The sequence below is a fragment of the Klenkia sp. AC732 genome, from assembly GCF_979256525.1.
In genome coordinates this window covers 24627-43033 of sequence record NZ_CEEDOS010000012.1, presented here as the reverse complement: position 1 = coordinate 43033, position 18407 = coordinate 24627, and the positions used below count along the sequence as shown (strand labels likewise).

Below are 18407 nucleotides of genomic sequence, written 5' to 3'. Positions count from 1 at the left end.
CGGCCCCGGGGCGTTGGGGGGTGACGTGAGCGCCCTGACCGCACCCCGCACCGTCGCCCGCGTCTTCCGCTTCGTCGCCCTGGCCGAGGCGGTGACCTGGGCGCTGCTGCTGGCCGGCATGTTCGTGAAGTGGGTGCTGCAGACCTCCGAGGTCGGCGTCCAGGTCGCCGGCCCGATCCACGGCGCGGTCTTCGTCGTCTACGTCCTGGTCACCCTCCTGGCCTGGCGGGTGCTGCGCTGGGACCTGCGGACCGTGGCCCTCGCGCTCATCGCCTCGATCCCGCCGTTCGTGACCGTCTGGTTCGAGCGCTGGGCCGTGAAGACCGGCCGGCTGCCGGTGGACGCCCCCCGGGTCCCCGCGGCTGGCTAGCCTGCCGGGCATGGTCGAACCCACCACCGCGCGCACCCTGCTGGCCCGCACCGCCCGGGTCCAGCGCGACGGCCGCGCCCCCGGCCTGGTCGCCGGCGTCGTCCGGGACGGCGGGCTGGCCTGGTCGGCCGGGCGCGGCGAGGTCCCCGGTGACCCGACCGACGTGCAGTACCGGCTGGGCTCGATCAGCAAGACCGTCACGGCGGTCGCCGTCATGCGGCTGCGCGACGAGGGCCGCCTCGGCCTGGACGACCCGCTGGACACCCACGTCCCCGGCACCCCGCTGGGCGACCGCACCGTGGGTCAGCTGCTGAGCCACCTGTCCGGCGCCTCCAGCGAGAGCCCCGGCGGCTGGTGGGAGCGGGTGCCCGGCGGCACGCTGGCCGACCTGGCCCTGGCCCCCGAGCACGTCGTGCTGGGCGCCGCCCGCCGGTTCCACTACTCCAACCTGGGCTTCGGCCTGCTCGGTGAGCTCGTCGCCCGGCACCGCAGCGCCCCGTGGGCCGACGTCGTCACCGCCGAGGTGCTCGCCCCCCTGGGCATGACCCGCACGACGCCGCGGCCCAGCGGCGCGGCCGCCCGGGGCACCGCCGTCCACCCGTGGGCGGACGTGGTGCTGCCCGAGCCCGAGCACGACGCCGGGGTGATGGACGCCGCCGGCCAGCTGTGGTCGACGCTCACCGACCTGGGCCGGTTCGCCGCGTTCCTGCTCGGGGACACCGGCGACGTGCTCGCCGGATCCACGCTGGCCGAGATGGCCGTCCCGGCGGGCGTCGACAGCTCCGCGCCGGGATGGTCCGCCTACGGGCTGGGCCTGCAGGTGCTCCGGGTCGACGGCGCCACCCTCGTCGGGCACGGCGGCTCGATGCCCGGGTTCCTGGCCGGGGTGTTCGTCGACCGCGAGGAGCAGGCCGGCGCGCTGATGCTCGCCAACACCACCAGCGGCCTGGACCCGCTGGTGCCGGGGCTGCTGGCCGACCTGCGGGCAGCCGAGCCGCGCGTCGTCGACGCCTGGACGCCGGCAGAGCCCCCGGTGCCCCTGAGCGACCTCGGCGTCTGGTTCTGGGGCCCCGCCCCGCACCTGTTGCGCGCGGTGGGCGGCGGCCTGCTGCACCTGGGCCCGCTCCCCGGCCGCGGCGGCCGGGCCAGCCGGTTCGCCCGCCGGGCCGACGGCGGCTGGGTGGGGCTGGACGGCTACTACGCCGGAGAGACCCTGCGCATCGCCGGCGACCACCTGGACCTGGCCACCTTCACCTTCACCCGCCAGCCCTACGACCCCGCCGCCCCGGTCCCCGGCGGCGTCGACGAGGCCGGCTGGACCGCCTGACCCCCGCAGCGCCGGTCAACGTCCGGTTCCCTGGGTCGACCTGCCTCGCCGGACGTTGAGCCGCGTCGTGCACCGGCTCCACGTCCGGATGGCTGTGTCCACCCAGGGAACCGGACGTTGCCTCCCCCCGGGGCGGCGGGTCAGGCGCGGTCGAGGGCGGCCAGGGTGGAGTGGGTGGCGAAGCCGTAGGCCAGGTGCGGGACGACGTCGGCGGCCCAGTCGGTGGCCGACCAGGTCCGCGGGTCGCTGATGCCCAGCACCGCCATCGGCCCGTTCGCCCCGATCAGGGCGGCCACGGCGGCGGCGAGCCCGCCGACCACCGGGTTCGGCCGGAAGCCCAATGCGCGGGCGAGACCGGACAGGGCGCCCACGCCGACCCCGGCGACGATGCCGGTCAGCGGGCCGAGCCCGGAGACCCGGTTGTCACGGGTCTCGCCCTCGCCGGGGATGCCGACGTGCGCCTTGTCCGCGAGCGCCTCGACGGTCTGCTCCGGGGTGGAGCTGGTGCCCCGGCCACGGACGGCCATGTCCAGGTAGGTCACGGTGTTGAGCACCGTCGTCCCGGCCGCTCCTGCTGCGGCACCGCGCAGCAGCCAGCCGCCGGTGGAGATGCCTCGCTTGCCCTTGCCGATCGCCCCGAACGGGGTCTCGATTGCCATGCCGCTCCGCTACCCGGCCCCGGTGGGGGCGGAAACGGCTCAGGGGTAGGGGTCGGCGATGTCACCGGGGCAGTTCGTGAACCGCTCCGCGGGCACGGTCCCCTCGAGCACGAAGGCGTCGACCGGGCCGTCGACGCAGGGGTCGCCGGCACCCCAGACCACGTGGAACCCGCCCTGCAGCAGCACCAGGGCGTCCTCGGGGCCCTGGCCGGGCGTCAGGTCCCGGAAGACGCCGAGCGCACCGGCGACCGGGGTGTTCGGGTCGGCGTCGGCGTTGACCACCAGCACCGGGTAGGGCGGGTCGGTGACCGGGGCCGGGCGCGGGACGTCGGGGGAGTCCGCGACGCCGGGCCAGAAGTGGCAGGGGGTGTCGCCGTAGTAGTAGTCGCCCAGCCGGAGCTGGTCGACGCCCTCGGCGGCGGCCCGGTCCAGCCAGCCGTCCAGGGCGGCGGCGCCGTCGCCGCCCTGGGGCACGAAGTCGTAGTCCTGGCACTCGACGGCGTAGAACAGCGCGTCGGAGAAGTCGTCCGTGGGGCCGAACCCCCCGCCGTCCTCGGCGAGGTCGACGAGGGCCGAGTAGTCGCCGAGCACGGCCTCGTTGACCGCGACCTGCAGCTCGGTCCGGGAGTACGGGTCGCTGATCCACCCGAAGGCCGCGCTCTTCAGGGTGGCCTCGTCGACGACGGTGCCGTCGTCCAGGGTGACCGGTTCGGCGGCCAGCCGGGCCTGCAGCTCGTCGTAGTCCGCCAGCGAGGTCCCGGGTGCCTCGTCGGCGCAGGCGGGCTGGGTGTCGCAGGACAGCAGGGTGCGGGCCAGGATCTCGGAGTCGGCGCGGGCCGAGCCCAGCGCGAAGTCCTGGATGTCGGTGGTCAGGTCGACCACCCCGTCGACCACCACCCGCTCGACCCGGTCCGGGTGCGCCGCGGCGTAGGTCTGCACGTACTGCGTCCCGTAGCTCTCCCCGTAGAGCACCAGGGCCGGGGCGCCCAGCCACTCGCGGAAGTCCTCGAGGTCCTCGACGGCCTGTCGGGTGGCGTAACGGGGTGCGGTGGCCGGGTCGACCCCGGCCTCGGCGAAGCACTCCTGCCCGAACGTCGTGGCGGCCTCGGCGTACGCGGTGCGGTCGGCGGCCGTGGAGGAGGTGTCGACGGTCTCGGCGAAGGACCCGTAGTACGTGTCGTCGCAGCGGAACTCCTGGGAGAGCCCGATCCCGCGCTGGTCGAAGAAGACCGTGTCGTACTGCTCGGCCACCGCGGCCGGGTAGCGGGAACCCAGGTAGAGATCGGCCACCGACAGGCCGCTGGACCCGGGCCCGCCGGTCGCGGTCACCAGGACGCCGCGGCTGTCCCCGTCGGCCCGGCGCAGCCCGAAGGTCACGTCCCAGTGCTCACCGGTCGGCTCGGCGTGGTCGACCGGCACGCTGAGGGTCACGCAGGAGAACTCGTCGGCGCCCACCGCACCGGCGTCGTCGCACGGCTCCTCGCCGACGAACGTCCAGCCGCTCTCCCGGGGGGCCGGCGACCCGGGCACCGTGGTCACGCAGCCGGCCAGCAGCAGGGCGAGGAGGACGCTGGCGAGGGGCCGGGCCGCACGGGTGAGCACGGCGCACCCTAGACCGGCGTCAGAGCCCGGCGGCCCGGCGGAGCAGTGGTGTCATCCGGTGGTCGACGAAACGGCGCAGCGCCAGGTTGGTGTCGGTGCGCTGCACACCGGGGATGGCGAGCACCTGCTCGCTGATCCGCCACAGGTCGTCGGCGTCGACGGCGACCACCTGGACCAGCAGGTCGGCCACCCCGGACAGCCCGATGACCTCGAGCACCTCGGGGATGTCGGCCAGGCCGGCGCTGACCTCGGCCAGGGAGGTCTGGATGACCGTGACGGTCACGTAGGCGCCCAGCCGGTAGCCCAGCGCCTCGGGCCGGACCCGCCGCTCGAAGGGGTCCAGCACGCCGCCGGACTCCAGTCGCGCCAACCGGGTCTGCACGGTGTTGCGGGCCAGCCCCAGCTCCTGGGACAGCGCCATCACCGTGGCCCGGGGGTCCTCGGACAGGGCGAGCAGGAGGCGCGCGTCAGTGGCGTCGATGCCGGGCACGGTGCTCAGTGTGCCACGCCATAGTCGGGTCCGACCGAGCATCCTGCGCAATCGGACGCCGGGGCCTTGCGCAGATCTGCGGCACAGTGATGTGCTGCACACCGGTGCCGCGAGGTGCTGGAGACGTCCACCGACCGTGGCGCCGGAGACCCCGGTGGCCGCGGGACGACGGCGAGGAGAAAGTCGTGACCGCAGTACCCGACGTGCGCGAGATGGTCGACCCGGTCCCCGGGGCGGGCGCGCCGCACCTGCCCGCCCAGCCCGACCTGGTCCAGCTGCTCACCCCCGAGGGCGAGCGCGTGGAGCACCCGGACTACGCGCTGGAGATCGGCGACGACGAGCTCCGCGCGCTGTACCGCGACCTCGCGCTGGTCCGCCGCTGGGACGTCGAGGCCACCGCCCTGCAGCGGCAGGGCGAGCTGGGCATCTGGGCCTCGCTGCTGGGCCAGGAGGCCGCGCAGATCGGCGCCGGCCGGGCGCTGGGCGCCGACGACATGGCCTTCCCGACCTACCGCGAGCACGGCGTGGCCTGGGCGCGCGGGGTCGACCCGCTGCACGTGATCAGCCTCTTCCGCGGCAACGACCTGGGCGGCTGGGACCCGGTGCAGCTGGGCTTCAACCTCTACACGGTCGTCATCGGTGCGCAGTGCCTGCACGCCACCGGCTACGCGATGGGCATCCAGCGCGACGGCGCCGACGCCGCCGCGCTGGCCTTCCTCGGTGACGGCGCCACCAGCCAGGGCGAGGTGAACGAGGCGCTGATCTGGGCCTCCACCTTCGACGCCCCGGTGGTGTTCTTCTGCCAGAACAACCAGTACGCGATCAGCGTGCCGATCGAGCGCCAGTCCAAGGTGCCGCTCTTCCAGCGCGCCGCCGGCTTCGGCTTCCCCGGCGTCCGGGTCGACGGCAACGACGTCCTCGCCGTCCTCGCCGTCACCCGCGCGGCCCTGGCGCGCGCGCGGGAGGGCTCGGGTCCCACGTTCATCGAGGCCTTCACCTACCGGATGGGCGCGCACACCACCTCCGACGACCCCACCCGCTACCGGTTGGCAGGTGAGCTGGAGGAGTGGAAGCTGCGCGACCCGATCGCCCGGGTCAAGGCGTACCTGTCCCGCTCCGGCAAGGCCGACGCCGCCTTCTTCGACGCCGTCGACGCCGAGGGCGACGAGCTCGCCGTCCGCATCCGGAAGGGCACGTTGGAGATGCCCGACCCGGCCGGCACCGAGATGTTCGACCACGTCTACGCCGAGCAGACCGAGGAGATCGCCGCCCAGCGCGCGGACTTCCTCAGCTACCACGCCGGCTTCGAGGGAGCAGAGCAGTGACCACCCTGACGCTGGGCAAGGCGCTCAACCACGGCCTGCGCAAGGCCATGGAGGACGACCCGAAGGTCGTGCTCATGGGGGAGGACATCGGCAAGCTCGGCGGGGTCTTCCGGATCACCGACGGCCTGCAGAAGGACTTCGGCGAGGCGCGTGTGGTGGACACCCCGCTGGCCGAGGCCGGCATCCTGGGGACGGCGGTCGGGCTCGCCATGCGCGGCTACCGGCCGGTCTGCGAGATCCAGTTCGACGGGTTCGTCTTCCCCGCCTACAACCAGATCGTCACCCAGGTCGCCAAGATCCACGCCCGCTCCCGCGGCCGGCTGCCCATGCCGATCACCATCCGGATCCCCTTCGGCGGCGGCATCGGCGCGGTCGAGCACCACAGCGAGAGCCCCGAGGCCTACTTCGCGCACACCACGGGCCTGAAGGTCGTCGCCGTCTCCAACCCGGCCGACGCCTACTGGATGCTGCAGCAGGCCATCGCCTGCCCGGACCCGGTCGTGTTCTTCGAGCCCAAGCGCCGGTACTGGGACAAGGCCGAGGTCGACCTGGACGTGCCCCCGCCGCCGCTGTTCAGCTCCCGGGTGGTCCGCGCCGGGGACGACCTCACCCTGCTGGCCTACGGCCCGATGGTGAAGACGGCGCTGCAGGCCGCCCAGGCCGCGGAGTCCGACGGCCAGTCCATCGAGGTCATCGACCTGCGCACGCTGTCCCCGCTGGACCTGGGCCCGGTCGAGGAGTCCGTGCGCCGGACCGGCCGCTGCGTCGTGGTGCACGAGGCGCAGACCAACCTGGGCCTGGGCGCGGAGATCGCCGCCCGGGTCACCGAGAGCTGCTTCCACTCCCTGGAGGCCCCGGTGCTGCGGGTCGGTGGCTACGACGTCACCTACCCGCCGTCCAAGCTCGAGGAGGAGTACCTGCCCGACCTGGACCGGGTGCTGCACGTCGTCGACCGAGCGATGGGGTTCTGAGATGGCCGACCTGCGCCAGTTCAAGCTGCCCGACGTCGGCGAGGGGCTGACCGAGGGCGAGATCCTGCAGTGGCTCGTGGCGGTCGGCGACGTCGTCGTCACCAACCAGCCGCTGTGCGAGGTGGAGACGGCGAAGGCCGCCGTCGAGCTGCCCAGCCCGTTCGCCGGCACCGTCGTGGAGCTGCTGCACGAGCCGGGGACGACGGTCGACGTCGGCGCCCCGATCATCACCATCGACCTCGGCGGGGACGCCGCCCCCGCCGCCCCCGCAGCCGACGACGACACCCCGGCGGCCGGGCTGATCGGCGGGCCCGCACCGGGTGGTCGCACCTCGGTGCTGGTCGGCTACGGCCCGAGGAACACCGAGGCCGTCCGCCGTCCGCGCCGCTCCGGTGCGGCTGCCGCCGAGCGGGCCACCGCGCCGCAGGTGCTGCCCGAGGCCGACTACGGCTCGAACACCGGCCCGGGGTCCGAGCGCCCGCCGCTGCTGGCCACCGCCCCGGACGCCACGACCAAGCCGGTCCGGCACGGCGGCCTGGAGACCGGCCGCCAGGCCGAGGCCGCCGCGGCCGCCCGGCCCGACGTGGAGGCCGCGCCCAGCCGCACCGTCGCCCCCGGCCGGGGCGCCCCGCGCCCGCTGGCCAAGCCGCCGGTGCGCAAGTACGCCAAGGACGTCGGGGTCGACCTGACCACCGTGACCGGCACCGGCGCCGGTGGGGTCATCACCCGCGCCGACGTCGACGCCGCCCGCGGCTCGGGCGCGCGCACCCCGGCGGAGCTGGCCGCCGACGCCGGCACCGTCGTCCGCTTCCCGGTGGCCGACGCCGGCACGGAGGGCCGCGAGCAGCGGATCCCGGTCAAGGGCGTGCGCAAGCACACCGCGGCCGCGATGGTCGCCAGCGCGTTCACCGCGCCGCACGTGACGGAGTTCCTCACCGTCGACGTCACCCGCACCATGCAGCTGCGCACCCGGCTCGCCGCCCGCCCCGAGCTGGCCGGGCTCAAGGTCAGCCCGCTGCTCTTCGTGGCCAAGGCGCTGCTGCTGGCCGTGCAGCGGCACCCGATGATCAACAGCTCGTGGGACGAGGCGGCCCAGGAGATCGTGGTCAAGGACTACGTGAACCTCGGCATCGCCGCGGCCACCCCGCGGGGGCTGATCGTGCCCAACGTCAAGGACGCCGGCCGGCTGTCGCTGGCCGAGCTCGCCGGCGCGCTGGCCGACCTGACCGCCACCGCACGGGAGGGGAGGACCAGTCCGTCCGCGATGTCCGGCGGGACGATCACGATCACCAACGTCGGGGTGTTCGGCGTCGACACCGGGACGCCGATCCTCAACCCGGGTGAGTCGGCGATCCTGGCCTTCGGTGCGGTCCGTGAGATGCCGTGGGTGCACAAGGGCAAGATCCGCGTGCGCCAGGTGACCCAGCTGGCGCTGTCCTTCGACCACCGCGTCGTCGACGGCGAGCTGGGCTCCCGCTTCCTGGCCGACATCGGCGCCGTGCTCCACGACCCGGGGACCGCACTGGCCTTCTAGGGTCGGTCGCATGGAGACCGAGCTCGGGCCGCTGCTCGCCTTCGCCGCGCGCGCCCGGGTGCCCGACGGGTTCGGGTACCTGGGTGCCGACGGGGTGGTCGAGGAGCGGCCGACGGAGACCTGGATCAGCGCGCGGATGACGCACGTGTTCTCCCTGGCCGCGCTGTCGGGCCGGGAGGGCGCACTGGAGCTGGCCGAGCACGGCGTCCGGGCGCTGGCCTCGGGGCCGCTGCGGGACGGCGAGCACGGCGGCTGGGGTGCCAGCACCAGCGACCGGTCCAAGGCCGCCTACGTGCACGCGTTCGTGCTGCTGGCCGCCTCCTCGGCGACCACCGCGGCCGTGCCGGGAGCCGCCGAGCTGCTGGACGAGGCCCTCGCCGTCTGGGAGGACCGCTTCTGGGACGACGCCGAGGGCCTGGCCCGGGAGTCGTCCACCCCCGACTGGTCGCAGACCGAGGACTACCGCGGCGCCAACGCCAACATGCACGGCGTCGAGGCCGCGCTGGCCGCCGCCGACGCCCTGGCCGGCACCCACCCGGAGACCACCGCCCGGCTGCGCAGCCACGCGCTGCGCTCGACGGAGCGGATCGTGCACGGCTGGGCGCGTGAGGCCGACTGGCGGCTGCCCGAGCACTTCACCAGCGACTGGACGCCGCTGCCCGAGCACTCGGCGGACGCGAAGGCCGACCCGTTCCGGCCCTACGGCGTCACCGTCGGGCACCAGTTCGAGTGGGCTCGGCTGTGCCTGCACCTGGACGCCGTCCTCGGTGAGCGCGCGCCCGGCTGGCTGCGCGCCGACAGCGCCGCCCTGTTCACCGCCGCCACCGAGCGTGGCTGGGCCGCCGACGGCCACCCCGGCTTCCCGTACACGCTGGACTGGTCGGACCGGCCCGTCGTCGTCGCCCGGATGCACTGGGTGCTGTGCGAGGCGGTCGCCGCGGCCGCCGTCCGCTACGCGGTCACCGGGGACCCGCGCGCCGCCGGGCTGCAGCACACCTGGGAGGCGCACGGCGACGCGCACTTCCTGGACCGCTCCACCGGCAGCTGGCACCACGAGCTCACCCCCACCGGCGAGGTCGGCACCGGCACCTGGACCGGCCAGCCCGACGCCTACCACCTGGCCCAGATGCTCCTGCTGGGCGCCGACCGCCCGGTCCGCGGCAGCGTGGCGGCGTCCCTGCTGCCCTGAGGCCCCACCCGTCCTCCGCCGCCGGTGGACCTGCGGCAGAGGAAGCTCTGCACCCCCTCGTGGCCATCAAGGGGGGTGTAGAGCTTCCTCTGCCTCGTCCTCCGCCGGGCCCGGACGCACGAACGCCCCGCCCCCCGTGAGGGGGACGGGGCGTCGTGTGGGGCTGCTACTCGGCGTCGAGGTCCCGGGAGACCATGCCGGCGATGTCGGCCAGCACGGCCTCGTCGTCGCTGGTGACGACGACCTCGGCGCCCTTCTTCGCGCCCAGGGTCATGATCATCAGCGGGGAGCCGGCGTCGACCGGGTTGCCACCGGGCGTGGCCAGGGTGACGGGCACCCCGGACTTGCCGACGGCCTCGGCGATCAGGGCGGCGGGGCGGGCGTGCAGGCCGACGGCGGATCCGACGGTCACGGTCTGGCTGGGCATGCGGTGCGCTCCTCTGCGTCGAGTTCTGGCACTGATCGTGTCAGTTGGCGCCGACGGTGGCACCACGGGTCGTGCCGGCGTCCCCGACCATCGCGTCCGGGGTGGCCGCTGCCGGCGTGGTCTCCGGGGTGCGGCCGATGCCCTTGGCGACGGTGACGGCGATGCCACCGACGACGGCCCCGATGAGGACGGCGAGCAGGAAGAGGAAGAAGTTCGTCATCGCGAAGAAGACGAAGACACCGCCGTGGGGCGCCCGCAGCTCGGTGCCGAAGGCCGCGATGAGGGCACCGGAGGTGGCCCCGCCCAGCATCATCGAGGGGATGACCCGCAGCGGGTCGGCGGCGGCGAACGGGATGGCGCCCTCGGAGATGAAGGACAGGCCCAGCAGGATGCCGGCCTTGCCGTTCTCCCGCTCCGCGGGGGTGTAGAGCTGCTTGCGCAGGAAGGTCGACAGGGCCATGGCCAGCGGCGGGACCATGCCGGCGCCCATGACGATCGCCATGATGCGCAGCGAGGCGGGGCTGGGGTCGGCGACGCCGATGCCGGTGGTGGCGAAGACGTAGGCGGCCTTGTTGACCGGGCCACCGAGGTCGAAGCACATCATCAGGCCGAGGATGACCCCGAGCAGGATCGCCGAGGAGCCGGACAGGCCGGTGAGGAAGCTGCTGAGGCCCTCGAGGGCCAGGGCGAGCGGGCGGCCGAGCACGAGGGCCATGAGGCCGCTGGAGATGACGGTGGCCAGCAGCGGGATGATCACGACGGGCTGCAGGCCGCGCACACCGGCGGGGAGCTTCCAGCCGGCGATCCACTTGGCCGCGAAGCCGGCCAGGATGCCGCCGACGAGGCCGCCGAGGAAGCCGGCGCCGACGGTCAGGGAGACCGCACCGACGACGAAGCCGGGGACGATGCCCGGGCGGTCGGCGATGGCGAAGGCGATGTAGCCGGCCAGGGCCGGGACCAGGAAGCCGAACGCGGCCTGGCCCAGGACGACGAACAGCGCGCCCAGGTAGCCGAGGAAGCCGTCGTTGAGGCCCTCGATGCCCGGGGCCACCGGCAGGTCGAAGAGGTTGTTGTTGAGCAGCCAGTTCTGGCCGTAGCTCAGGCCCTCGGCCGAGGGGTCGCCGTTGACGATCTGGTAGCCACCGAAGAGGAAGCCCAGCGCGATGAGCAGACCACCGGCGGCGACGAACGGGATCATGTAGCTGACGCCGGTGAGCAGCCAGCGGCGGATCTCCGAGCCGGCGCTCGGGCGGCCGCCGGTGGTCGCCGGGGCGTCGGAGGAGGCGCCGGCGCCGGGGACGCGGCGGGCGTTGGGGTCCTGCGCGGCCGCGAGGGCCTCGCGGATCATGACCTCGGGCTCCTGGATGGCCCGCTTGGTGCCGGACTGGACGACCGGCTTGCCGGCGAACCGCTCCCGGTCCCGGACGCCGACGTCGACGGCGAAGATGACCGCGGCGGCCTTGCTGACCACGGAGGGGTCGATCGGGGTCGCGCCGGAGGAGCCCTGGGTCTCCACGTGCAGCTCGACGCCCATCTCGCGGGCGGCGGCGGCCAGCTTGTCGGCGGCCATGTAGGTGTGCGCGATGCCGGTCGGGCAGGCGCTGACGGCGACCAGCACCGGGCGGTCGGCCGACGCGGCGGGGGTGGCAGCGGCGGGGGTGGCAGCGGCCGGGGCGGCGTGCGCGCCGGCGGCCGGCGCGGTGGCGGTGGTGGCGGTCGCCGGCTCGGGGGAGACGACGTCCTGCACCAGGGCGACGACCTCGGTGTCGGAGGAGGCGGCGCGCAGCGAGGCGACGAACTCCGGCCGGACCAGGGCGCGGGCCAGCGCGGTGAGCAGAGTGAGGTGGTCGGCGTCGCCGTGGGCCGGCGCGGCGATCAGGAAGACCAGGTCCGCGGGGCCGTCGGAGGCGCCGAAGTCCACCGGCGGGGAGAGCCGGGCGAAGGCCAGCGAGGCCTCGGTGACGGCCTCGGAGCGGCAGTGCGGGATCGCGATGCCGCCGGGCAGGCCGGTGGCCACCTTGGACTCGCGGTCCATGGCGTCGTCGTAGAGGCCCTCGGTCGAGCTCGCGCGCCCGGTGGCGGACACCAGCCCGGCCAGGTGCCGGATGACGGCGGTCTTGTCAGCGCCTGGGCTGACGTCGAGCGCCACCAGGTCGGTGGTGATCAGTGCGGACACGGGTGCTCCATGGGTCGCGGTGGGGTGGTTCGCGGTCGGGGTGGCTCGGGTGCGTGCGCGGCGTGCGTCAGTGCGCGGGGGCGTGCTCGTGCGGCGGTGCGGTGCTGCTGCCGGGCAGGCCGGCGGTGACCCGGACGGCGGCGCCGTCCACCTGGGCCGGGGTGGGGACGGCGGAACCGGGGAGGGAGGCCGAGGCCGACCCGTAGGCGACGGCGTTGCGCAGCCGGTCGGCCGGCGGGGCGCCGGCCAGGTCGGCGAGCAGGTAGCCGGCCAGGCTGCAGTCACCGGCGCCGACCGTGCTGCGCACGGTGATGGCCGGCGGACGGGCGGAGAACAGGCCGCCGTCGGCGGTGCTGAGGACGGCGCCGTCGCCGCCCAGGGTCAGCAGCACCGCACCCACGCCGCGCTCGTGCAGGGTGGCGACGGCGGCCAGCGCCGCGTCGGGGTCGGCGACGACGGTGGCCTCGTCGACCCCGGCGAGCTGGGCCAGCTCCTCGGTGTTGGGCTTGAGCAGGTCCGGGGCGGCGTCGGGGCCGGCGGCCAGCAGGGCGAGCAGCGGCCCCTCGGAGGTGTCCACGGCGATCCGGGCGCCGGTGGAGCGGACGGCCCGGACCAGGTCGGCGTACCAGCCGACCGGGGTGCCCGGGGGCAGCGAGCCGCACAGCGCCACCCAGGAGGCGGTCGCGGCGTGCTCGACGACGGCGGCGAGCAGCGCCGCGCGGACGGCGTCGTCCAGGCGGGCGCCGGGCTCGTTGAGCTTCGTCGTCGTGCCGTCGGGCTCGGTGAGGGTGTAGTTGGTGCGGACGGCGTCGGTGATCGCGACCGTGGCCAGCCGCAGGCCCAGGGTCTGCAGCGCGCGGACCATCGGGTCCTCGTCGGCGGCCGGGAGCACGGAGACCACGTCGGCGCCGGCGGCGGCGACGGCGCGGGAGACGTTGACCCCCTTGCCGCCGGGCTCGGTGTGGCTGACGCCCAGCCGGGCGACGAGGCCCCGCTCCAGCGGCCCGGGGAGCTCCAGCGTGCGGTCCAGGCTGGGGTTGGCGGTCAGCGTGACGATGGTGTTGCTCATGCGGTGAGCACCTCGATCCCGTGAGACTCGATCTCGGCGACGACGTCCGGGTCGGCTTCGTCGTCGGTGACCAGGACGTCGACGTCGTCGACGCTGGCGAAGCGGACCAGGTGCTCGCGGCCGAGCTTGCTGCTGTCGGCCAGGACCACCACGCGTTGGGCGGCGCGGACCATGGCGCGCTTGCTGGCGGCCTCGGTCTCGTCCGGGGTGGAGAAGCCGTGGCCGGCGCTGACCCCGTTGGCGCCGAGGAAGACGACGTCGACGCGCAGGTCGGCCAGGGCGGCCACGGTGCTCTCCCCGACCGCGGTCTGGGTGATGCCGCGGACCCGGCCGCCGAGCACGTGCAGGCTGACGCCGGGGGCGACGGTGAGCCGGTGGGAGATGGGCACCGAGTTGGTGACCACCAGCAGGCGGCGGTCAGCGGGCAGGATCTCGGCCAGCGCGGCGGTGGAGCTGCCGCCGTCGAGCACCAGGCTGCCGTCGACGTCGGGCACCAGGGCCAGCGCGGCGGAGGCGATCCGCCGCTTGTGCTCGGTGCGGGTGCCGCGCCGCTCGCCCAGGCCGGGCTCGACGACGGTCAGCGCGCCGGTGGGGACGGCGCCGCCGTGCACCCGGCGCAGCATCCCGGCGCGCTCGAGGACGGCGAGGTCGCGGCGGACGGTCTCGGTGGTGACGCCGAACCGCTCGGCGACGGCGGTGACGGCGAGCCGTCCGCGCTGGGCGACGAGACCGGCGATGGCCTGCTGGCGTTCCTCTGCGTACACGGTCACCTCCTCGGCGTCGTCCGGGTCACGTCTCGCTGCCCGTTCGTGTGGCTTCGCGTCTGTGTTGGTGTTGTTTTACGTTGGTTACGTTGACAAGTCAAGGCCTTGTCGTGACTCTGGTCACCGGGGCCCGCGGTGGGTGTACGAACGCCCGCCGTGTCGCTCCCCGCACGCCCCGCACTCGTCCGGCACCGGCGCCGGCGCACGCACCGCACCACCGCGCAGTCCGCCCGTGAACGGCCACCGGCCGCTCCGCAGCCCGACAGAGAGGCCCCGCACACGATGTCGACCACCACCCCCGACGCCGCCGTCACCCCGAGCGCCGACGGCCCGACGGTGCTCACCGGCACCCCGGTCGTCCCCGGTGTGGCGTGGGGGCCGGTCATCCGGCCGCACGGCGCGGTCCAGCTGCCGACCGAGGACGCCGAGCCGGTCGCCGAGGGCGACCGCGCCGCGGAGAAGGCGCGGTTCGGTGCCGCCGCCGAGGTGGTCGCCACCCGGCTGTCCGAGCGGGCCGCCGCAGCCAGCGGCGTCAGCGCCGCCGTGCTGGGCACCACCGCGGGCCTGGCCCGCGACCGCGGCCTGCTGTCCACCGTCGAGCAGCGCATCGACGGTGGGGCGTCCGCGCCGGTGGCCACGGTCGGCGCGGCTCAGCAGTTCGCCGAGCTGTTCGCCAGCCTGGGCGGTCTGATGGCCGAGCGGGTCACCGACGTCAACGACGTCCGGGACCGGATCGTCGCCGAGCTGACCGGGCAGTCCGAACCCGGCGTCACCAACCCCGACACCCCGTCGGTGCTGCTGGCCGACGACCTGGCCCCCGCCGACACGGCCGGGCTGGACCCGACCCGGGTGGTCGCGCTGGCCACCCGCCTGGGCGGCTCCACCAGCCACACCGCGATCATCGCCCGCCAGCTCGGGCTGCCCTGCGTCGTCGCCGTGGGCGGGCTCTCCGACGTCCCCGAGGGTGCCGTCGTGCTCGTCGACGGCGAGCAGGGCACCGTCACCGTCGACCCGGACCCGGCCGAGGCCGGCTCCCGCGTGGAGGCTGCCCGGCAGGCGGCCCAGGCGCTGGCCGGCTACGAGGGCCCGGCGACGACGTCGGACGGGCACGCCGTGCAGGTGCTGGCCAACGTGCAGGACGGCGCCGGGGCGCGTGCCGCGGTCGCCGCGCACGCCGAGGGCGTCGGCCTGCTGCGCACCGAGCTGGCCTTCCTGGGTCACTCCGAGGAGCCCGGCGTCGAGGAGCAGGCGAAGGGGTACGCGGAGGTCTTCGAGGCCTTCGCCGGTCGCAAGGTCGTGCTGCGCACCCTGGATGCCGGCTCGGACAAGCCGCTGGCCTTCGCCACCCCGCCGGACGAGGCCAACCCGGCCCTCGGCGTCCGCGGACTGCGCACCTCGCGGCTGGACCCCGGCATCCTGACCCGCCAGCTGGACGCCGTCGCCCAGGCCGCGGAGCGGACCGGTGCGACCCCCTGGGTGATGGCGCCGATGGTCTCCACGGTGGCCGAGGCCGCCGAGTTCGCCGCCCTGGTGCGCGAGCGCGGCATGGTCCCCGGCGTCATGGTCGAGGTGCCCTCGGTCGCGCTGCTGGCCGACCGGTTCCTGCAGCACCTGGACTTCCTGTCCATCGGCACCAACGACCTCTCCCAGTACACGCTGGCCGCCGACCGGCTCTCCGGCGACCTGGCCGACCTCACCGACCCGTGGCAGCCCGCGCTGCTGCGGATGGTGCAGCTGACCGCCGAGGCCGGGCAGCGCGTGGGCAAGCCGGTCGGGGTGTGCGGCGAGGCAGCGGCCGACCCGCTGCTGGCCTGCGTGCTGGTGGGTCTGGGGATCACGTCGCTGTCGTGCGCGGCGTCCTCGGTCGCCGGGGTCGGCGCCAAGCTCGGCACGGTCACGCTGGCCACCTGTCAGCAGGCCGCCGAGGTGGCGCTGGCGGCCGACGACCCGACGGCGGCCCGCGCCGCCGTGCGCGAGGTGCTGGACGCCGCTGCCTGACCCCGCGCCGCGCCACGCCGCACCACGCCGCGCCGCGCCGCTCTGTGCCGAGCCCCCGTCGACCACCCGGTCGGCGGGGGCTCGTCGTGTCCGGGGTCGACACGCGCGGGCCCGCTGTGGCCCTGGGCACGGCGCGCCCGGCGCCGGGGTGTCCGGGGCCACCCCCAGCGTGTGGCGCCGGACACCATTCGTAGGTCCCTGCTGCTTTCGGGTGAACATCCGTAGATCAAACGCCGACATCACCTCCGTTCCGTTGGAACAAACGGACGCTCGCCTGCTTTAATACAGGCGTAACAACAACCGCAGCAGTACGGAAGAGGGACACACCATGAGCAGCGTGACCAGCACCTGGCGTCAGCGTCGTCAGGCGTCGCGGACCCGTCGGGCCCTGGACAAGGCGCTCGCCCGCAGCAGCAGCCCCGCGATGCGCGACGACCTGCTGACCCTGGCGAACAGCAGCCAGTTCACCGCCGTCATCCGCTGACGCAGCGCCGTCCCGACGGCGCACGGCAACCGACCCCGACTCCCTCGCGGAGTGCGGGGTCGTTCGCCGTCCGGGCCCGGTGGGGCCGGGCTCAGGGCCGGGTGAGCCGGTCCCGGAGCGCGGCCTGCTCCTCGGGGCCGAAGCCGTGCGCGGTCAGCCAGCCCAGCGGGCCGCCGTCCCGCTCGTCGAGCAGGTCCAGCACCCGGCGCATCGTCTCCGCGCGCGGGGTGTGGCTGGCCACGTCCCGGCGGGCCATGTCCTGGGCGTAGGTCGACCGGGCCGACAGCTTGTCCACCACGCCCTGGATCCGCTCGGCGGTCAGCGCGTAGTCCTCGACCACGGCCTCCCGCTCCACCCCGGCGACCGACTGGGCCAAAGCGCACACCACGCCGGTGCGGTCCTTGCCAGCGGCGCAGTGCACGACCGCCGCGCCGGGTGCCGCGGCCACCGCGCGCAGCGCACCCACCACGTTCTCGGCGCCGTCGGACAGGTAGCCCAGGTAGGACTTCACCGCCGGGGTCTCGTCCTCGTCGCCGGCCGCGACCGCCCGCGGCAGCAGCGTCTCCACCCAGTCCGAGGGCAGGTCGACGTCGGCCTGCGGGTCCTCGGCGGCGAAGACGTCGGTGTGCTCCCCGGCCTCGGGGATCAGCGTGAAGTGCCGGTGCCTGACGCCCGGGAGACCCCGCAGCGGCCCGCGGCCCTCCATCCGGACCTCGGCGCTGGTGCGCAGGTCCACGACGTCGGTCACGCCCAGCTCGTCGACCAGCAGGTGCACGTCCTGCTCGGTCAGCTCCTGCAGGTCGTCGCTGCGCAGCACCCGGCCCGGCACCGTCGCCCCGCCGCCGACCAGCGGCAGCCCGCCCAGGTCGCGGGTGTTCGCGGTCCCCTGCAGGGCCAGCCAGCGGTCGGTGTCGGGCACGGGGCGAACCTATCCAGGACGGCGTCCCGGCGCGCGGCTGGGCGGGTCAGTCCCGACCGCGCGGGACGACGGCGAGCGCGAGCAGGACGGCGGCCCAGACCCCCAGCGGCACGCCCGGCCAGAACGCCCGCGGTACGCCGTCGACGGCGCTCTGTGCCGCCCATGCGCCGACCAGCACCACGACGCCGGCCAGCCACCACCGCCACTCCTCGACCCACTCGCGCCGGTCTCGGCGGCGGGCGGCGCGGGGGTCCTCGGCGAGGTCGGCGGTGAGCCCGGTCAGCTCGGCCGTCGAGGTGGTGGACCGGGCGAGGCCGGTGCGCCGCTCGTACTCCTCCAGGTCGAGTTCGCCGGTGGTCAGGGCGCTGCCGAGGCGGTCCAGGGACGTCGCCCGGAGCTCGGTGCCGGGGCGGTGGTCGGTGCTCATGCGAAACAGGATACAGTCGTATCCATGACCCGGCGCACCGAGTTCGCCGACGCCGCCCTGCGTCTGGTGGCCCGCGGTGGACTGGAGGCGGTGAGCATCCGCACGGTCGCGGCCGAGGCCGGCTGGTCGGCGGGGGCGCTGCAGAAGACCCTGGGCACCAAGGACGAGTTGCTCACGGCTGCCGTCGAGCGGATGACCGAGCGGGTCGGTGCCCGGATGGCCGCGCTCCCGCAGACCGGGGACCTGGCCACCGACGTCGCCGCACTGGTCCAGGAGACCCTGCCGCTGGACGCCGTCCGCCGGGAGGAGGGCCTGGTCTGGACCGCAGTGGCCGGCCGGGCCGCGACCGTCCCCTGGATGGCCGACGTGCTGCGGGACCAGGACGCGACGGTGCTGGGCTGGCTGACCGGGGCCGTCGGCCACGCGCGCCCCGACGAGCCGGACCCGGCAGCGGTCGCCAGCACCGTCGTCGCGCTGGCCGACGGGTGGACCACGCGGCTGCTCTACGCCCCGGAGGCCGCGGACGAGGTCCTCCGGGCGCTGGACCGGGCCCTCGCGCTGCTGCTCGCTCCTGCGGACACGCCCCACCCCTGACGAACCTCACGGGTGGACCGTGCAGACCCTCCGCGCAGGTCGTGGAGGACGGCACCTCCCCCGGGGCCCGGGGGCGGGCACC

18 protein-coding genes are annotated in these 18407 nt (G+C 75.1%); 9 read left to right on the top strand and 9 right to left on the bottom strand.

Annotated elements, in window-relative coordinates:
• The first annotated feature begins 25 nt into the window (after positions 1–25).
• Together AC0IVP_RS07640 and AC0IVP_RS07635 are read left to right on the top strand one after the other, a co-directional pair.
• Positions 26–370, top strand: coding sequence for a DUF3817 domain-containing protein (locus AC0IVP_RS07640; RefSeq protein ID WP_056300611.1), 345 nt, complete (start codon positions 26–28; stop codon positions 368–370).
• Positions 371–380: 10 nt separating this feature from the next.
• Positions 381–1697 carry a serine hydrolase domain-containing protein gene (locus tag AC0IVP_RS07635; protein ID WP_471755667.1) on the top strand — a complete coding sequence of 439 codons (1317 nt, stop codon included), beginning with the start codon at positions 381–383 and terminating at the stop codon, positions 1695–1697.
• 140 nt (positions 1698–1837) lie between these two features.
• On the opposite strand, the gene AC0IVP_RS07630 is transcribed toward AC0IVP_RS07635, so the two are convergent.
• The 3 genes from AC0IVP_RS07630 to AC0IVP_RS07620 are packed head-to-tail and all read right to left on the bottom strand — an operon-like array spanning position 1838 to position 4448.
• Positions 1838–2356, bottom strand: coding sequence for a hypothetical protein (locus AC0IVP_RS07630; RefSeq protein ID WP_200939176.1), 519 nt, complete (start codon positions 2354–2356; stop codon positions 1838–1840).
• 39 nt (positions 2357–2395) lie between these two features.
• The gene (locus AC0IVP_RS07625; RefSeq protein ID WP_471755665.1) at positions 2396–3958 is read right to left on the bottom strand and encodes an alpha/beta fold hydrolase; all 1563 of its coding nucleotides are present in this window, start codon (positions 3956–3958) and stop codon (positions 2396–2398) included.
• A gap of 19 nt (positions 3959–3977) precedes the next feature.
• Complete coding sequence (locus AC0IVP_RS07620) at positions 3978–4448, bottom strand: Lrp/AsnC family transcriptional regulator (protein ID WP_471755663.1); 471 nt, start codon at positions 4446–4448, stop codon at positions 3978–3980.
• Between the two features lie 185 nt (positions 4449–4633).
• Here AC0IVP_RS07620 and pdhA point away from each other — a divergent pair, with 185 nt between their 5' ends.
• From pdhA to AC0IVP_RS07600, 4 genes are read left to right on the top strand one after another with little or no spacing between them, the layout of a single operon-like run.
• Entirely contained in the window at positions 4634–5773 is a 1140-nt protein-coding gene (gene pdhA, locus AC0IVP_RS07615; protein ID WP_235565000.1) for a pyruvate dehydrogenase (acetyl-transferring) E1 component subunit alpha, read from the top strand.
• On the top strand, positions 5770–6744 hold the full coding sequence (locus AC0IVP_RS07610) for an alpha-ketoacid dehydrogenase subunit beta (RefSeq protein ID WP_471755661.1): 975 nt from the start codon (positions 5770–5772) through the stop codon (positions 6742–6744). Before pdhA ends, AC0IVP_RS07610 begins: the two co-directional genes overlap by 4 nt.
• A gap of 1 nt (position 6745) precedes the next feature.
• Positions 6746–8278, top strand: a complete 1533-nt coding sequence (locus AC0IVP_RS07605) for a dihydrolipoamide acetyltransferase family protein (protein ID WP_471755659.1) — start codon at positions 6746–6748, stop codon at positions 8276–8278.
• A 10-nt stretch (positions 8279–8288) separates the two neighbouring features.
• Complete coding sequence (locus tag AC0IVP_RS07600) at positions 8289–9467, top strand: AGE family epimerase/isomerase (RefSeq protein WP_471755657.1); 1179 nt, start codon at positions 8289–8291, stop codon at positions 9465–9467.
• 166 nt (positions 9468–9633) lie between these two features.
• Here AC0IVP_RS07600 and AC0IVP_RS07595 read toward each other — a convergent pair whose 3' ends face one another.
• The 4 genes from AC0IVP_RS07595 to AC0IVP_RS07580 form a co-directional block, all read right to left on the bottom strand.
• Complete coding sequence (locus tag AC0IVP_RS07595) at positions 9634–9894, bottom strand: HPr family phosphocarrier protein (protein WP_056300598.1); 261 nt, start codon at positions 9892–9894, stop codon at positions 9634–9636.
• A gap of 40 nt (positions 9895–9934) precedes the next feature.
• Positions 9935–12070 (bottom strand): PTS fructose transporter subunit IIABC, encoded by a 2136-nt coding sequence (locus AC0IVP_RS07590; protein WP_471755655.1) that lies wholly within the window; start codon positions 12068–12070, stop codon positions 9935–9937.
• 67 nt (positions 12071–12137) lie between these two features.
• Positions 12138–13139 (bottom strand): 1-phosphofructokinase family hexose kinase, encoded by a 1002-nt coding sequence (locus AC0IVP_RS07585; protein WP_056300593.1) that lies wholly within the window; start codon positions 13137–13139, stop codon positions 12138–12140.
• A complete protein-coding gene (locus AC0IVP_RS07580; RefSeq protein WP_471755653.1) occupies positions 13136–13903 on the bottom strand; it encodes a DeoR/GlpR family DNA-binding transcription regulator in 768 nt (255 codons plus the stop codon). The genes AC0IVP_RS07585 and AC0IVP_RS07580 overlap by 4 nt, the downstream gene beginning before the upstream one ends.
• A gap of 282 nt (positions 13904–14185) precedes the next feature.
• Between AC0IVP_RS07580 and AC0IVP_RS07575 the strand changes: the two genes are divergently transcribed.
• Together AC0IVP_RS07575 and AC0IVP_RS07570 are read left to right on the top strand one after the other, a co-directional pair.
• Positions 14186–15901, top strand: a complete 1716-nt coding sequence (locus tag AC0IVP_RS07575; protein ID WP_471755651.1) for a phosphoenolpyruvate--protein phosphotransferase — start codon at positions 14186–14188, stop codon at positions 15899–15901.
• A 337-nt stretch (positions 15902–16238) separates the two neighbouring features.
• Positions 16239–16385, top strand: a complete 147-nt coding sequence (locus AC0IVP_RS07570; RefSeq protein ID WP_157519649.1) for a hypothetical protein — start codon at positions 16239–16241, stop codon at positions 16383–16385.
• 91 nt (positions 16386–16476) lie between these two features.
• On the opposite strand, the gene AC0IVP_RS07565 is transcribed toward AC0IVP_RS07570, so the two are convergent.
• Together AC0IVP_RS07565 and AC0IVP_RS07560 are read right to left on the bottom strand one after the other, a co-directional pair.
• Positions 16477–17304, bottom strand: a complete 828-nt coding sequence (locus AC0IVP_RS07565) for a tyrosine-protein phosphatase (RefSeq protein ID WP_056300588.1) — start codon at positions 17302–17304, stop codon at positions 16477–16479.
• Positions 17305–17350: 46 nt separating this feature from the next.
• A complete protein-coding gene (locus AC0IVP_RS07560) occupies positions 17351–17731 on the bottom strand; it encodes a DUF1707 SHOCT-like domain-containing protein (RefSeq protein ID WP_471755649.1) in 381 nt (126 codons plus the stop codon).
• 24 nt (positions 17732–17755) lie between these two features.
• Between AC0IVP_RS07560 and AC0IVP_RS07555 the strand changes: the two genes are divergently transcribed.
• Positions 17756–18325, top strand: a complete 570-nt coding sequence (locus tag AC0IVP_RS07555) for a TetR/AcrR family transcriptional regulator (protein WP_471755647.1) — start codon at positions 17756–17758, stop codon at positions 18323–18325.
• Positions 18326–18407: the final 82 nt, after the last annotated feature.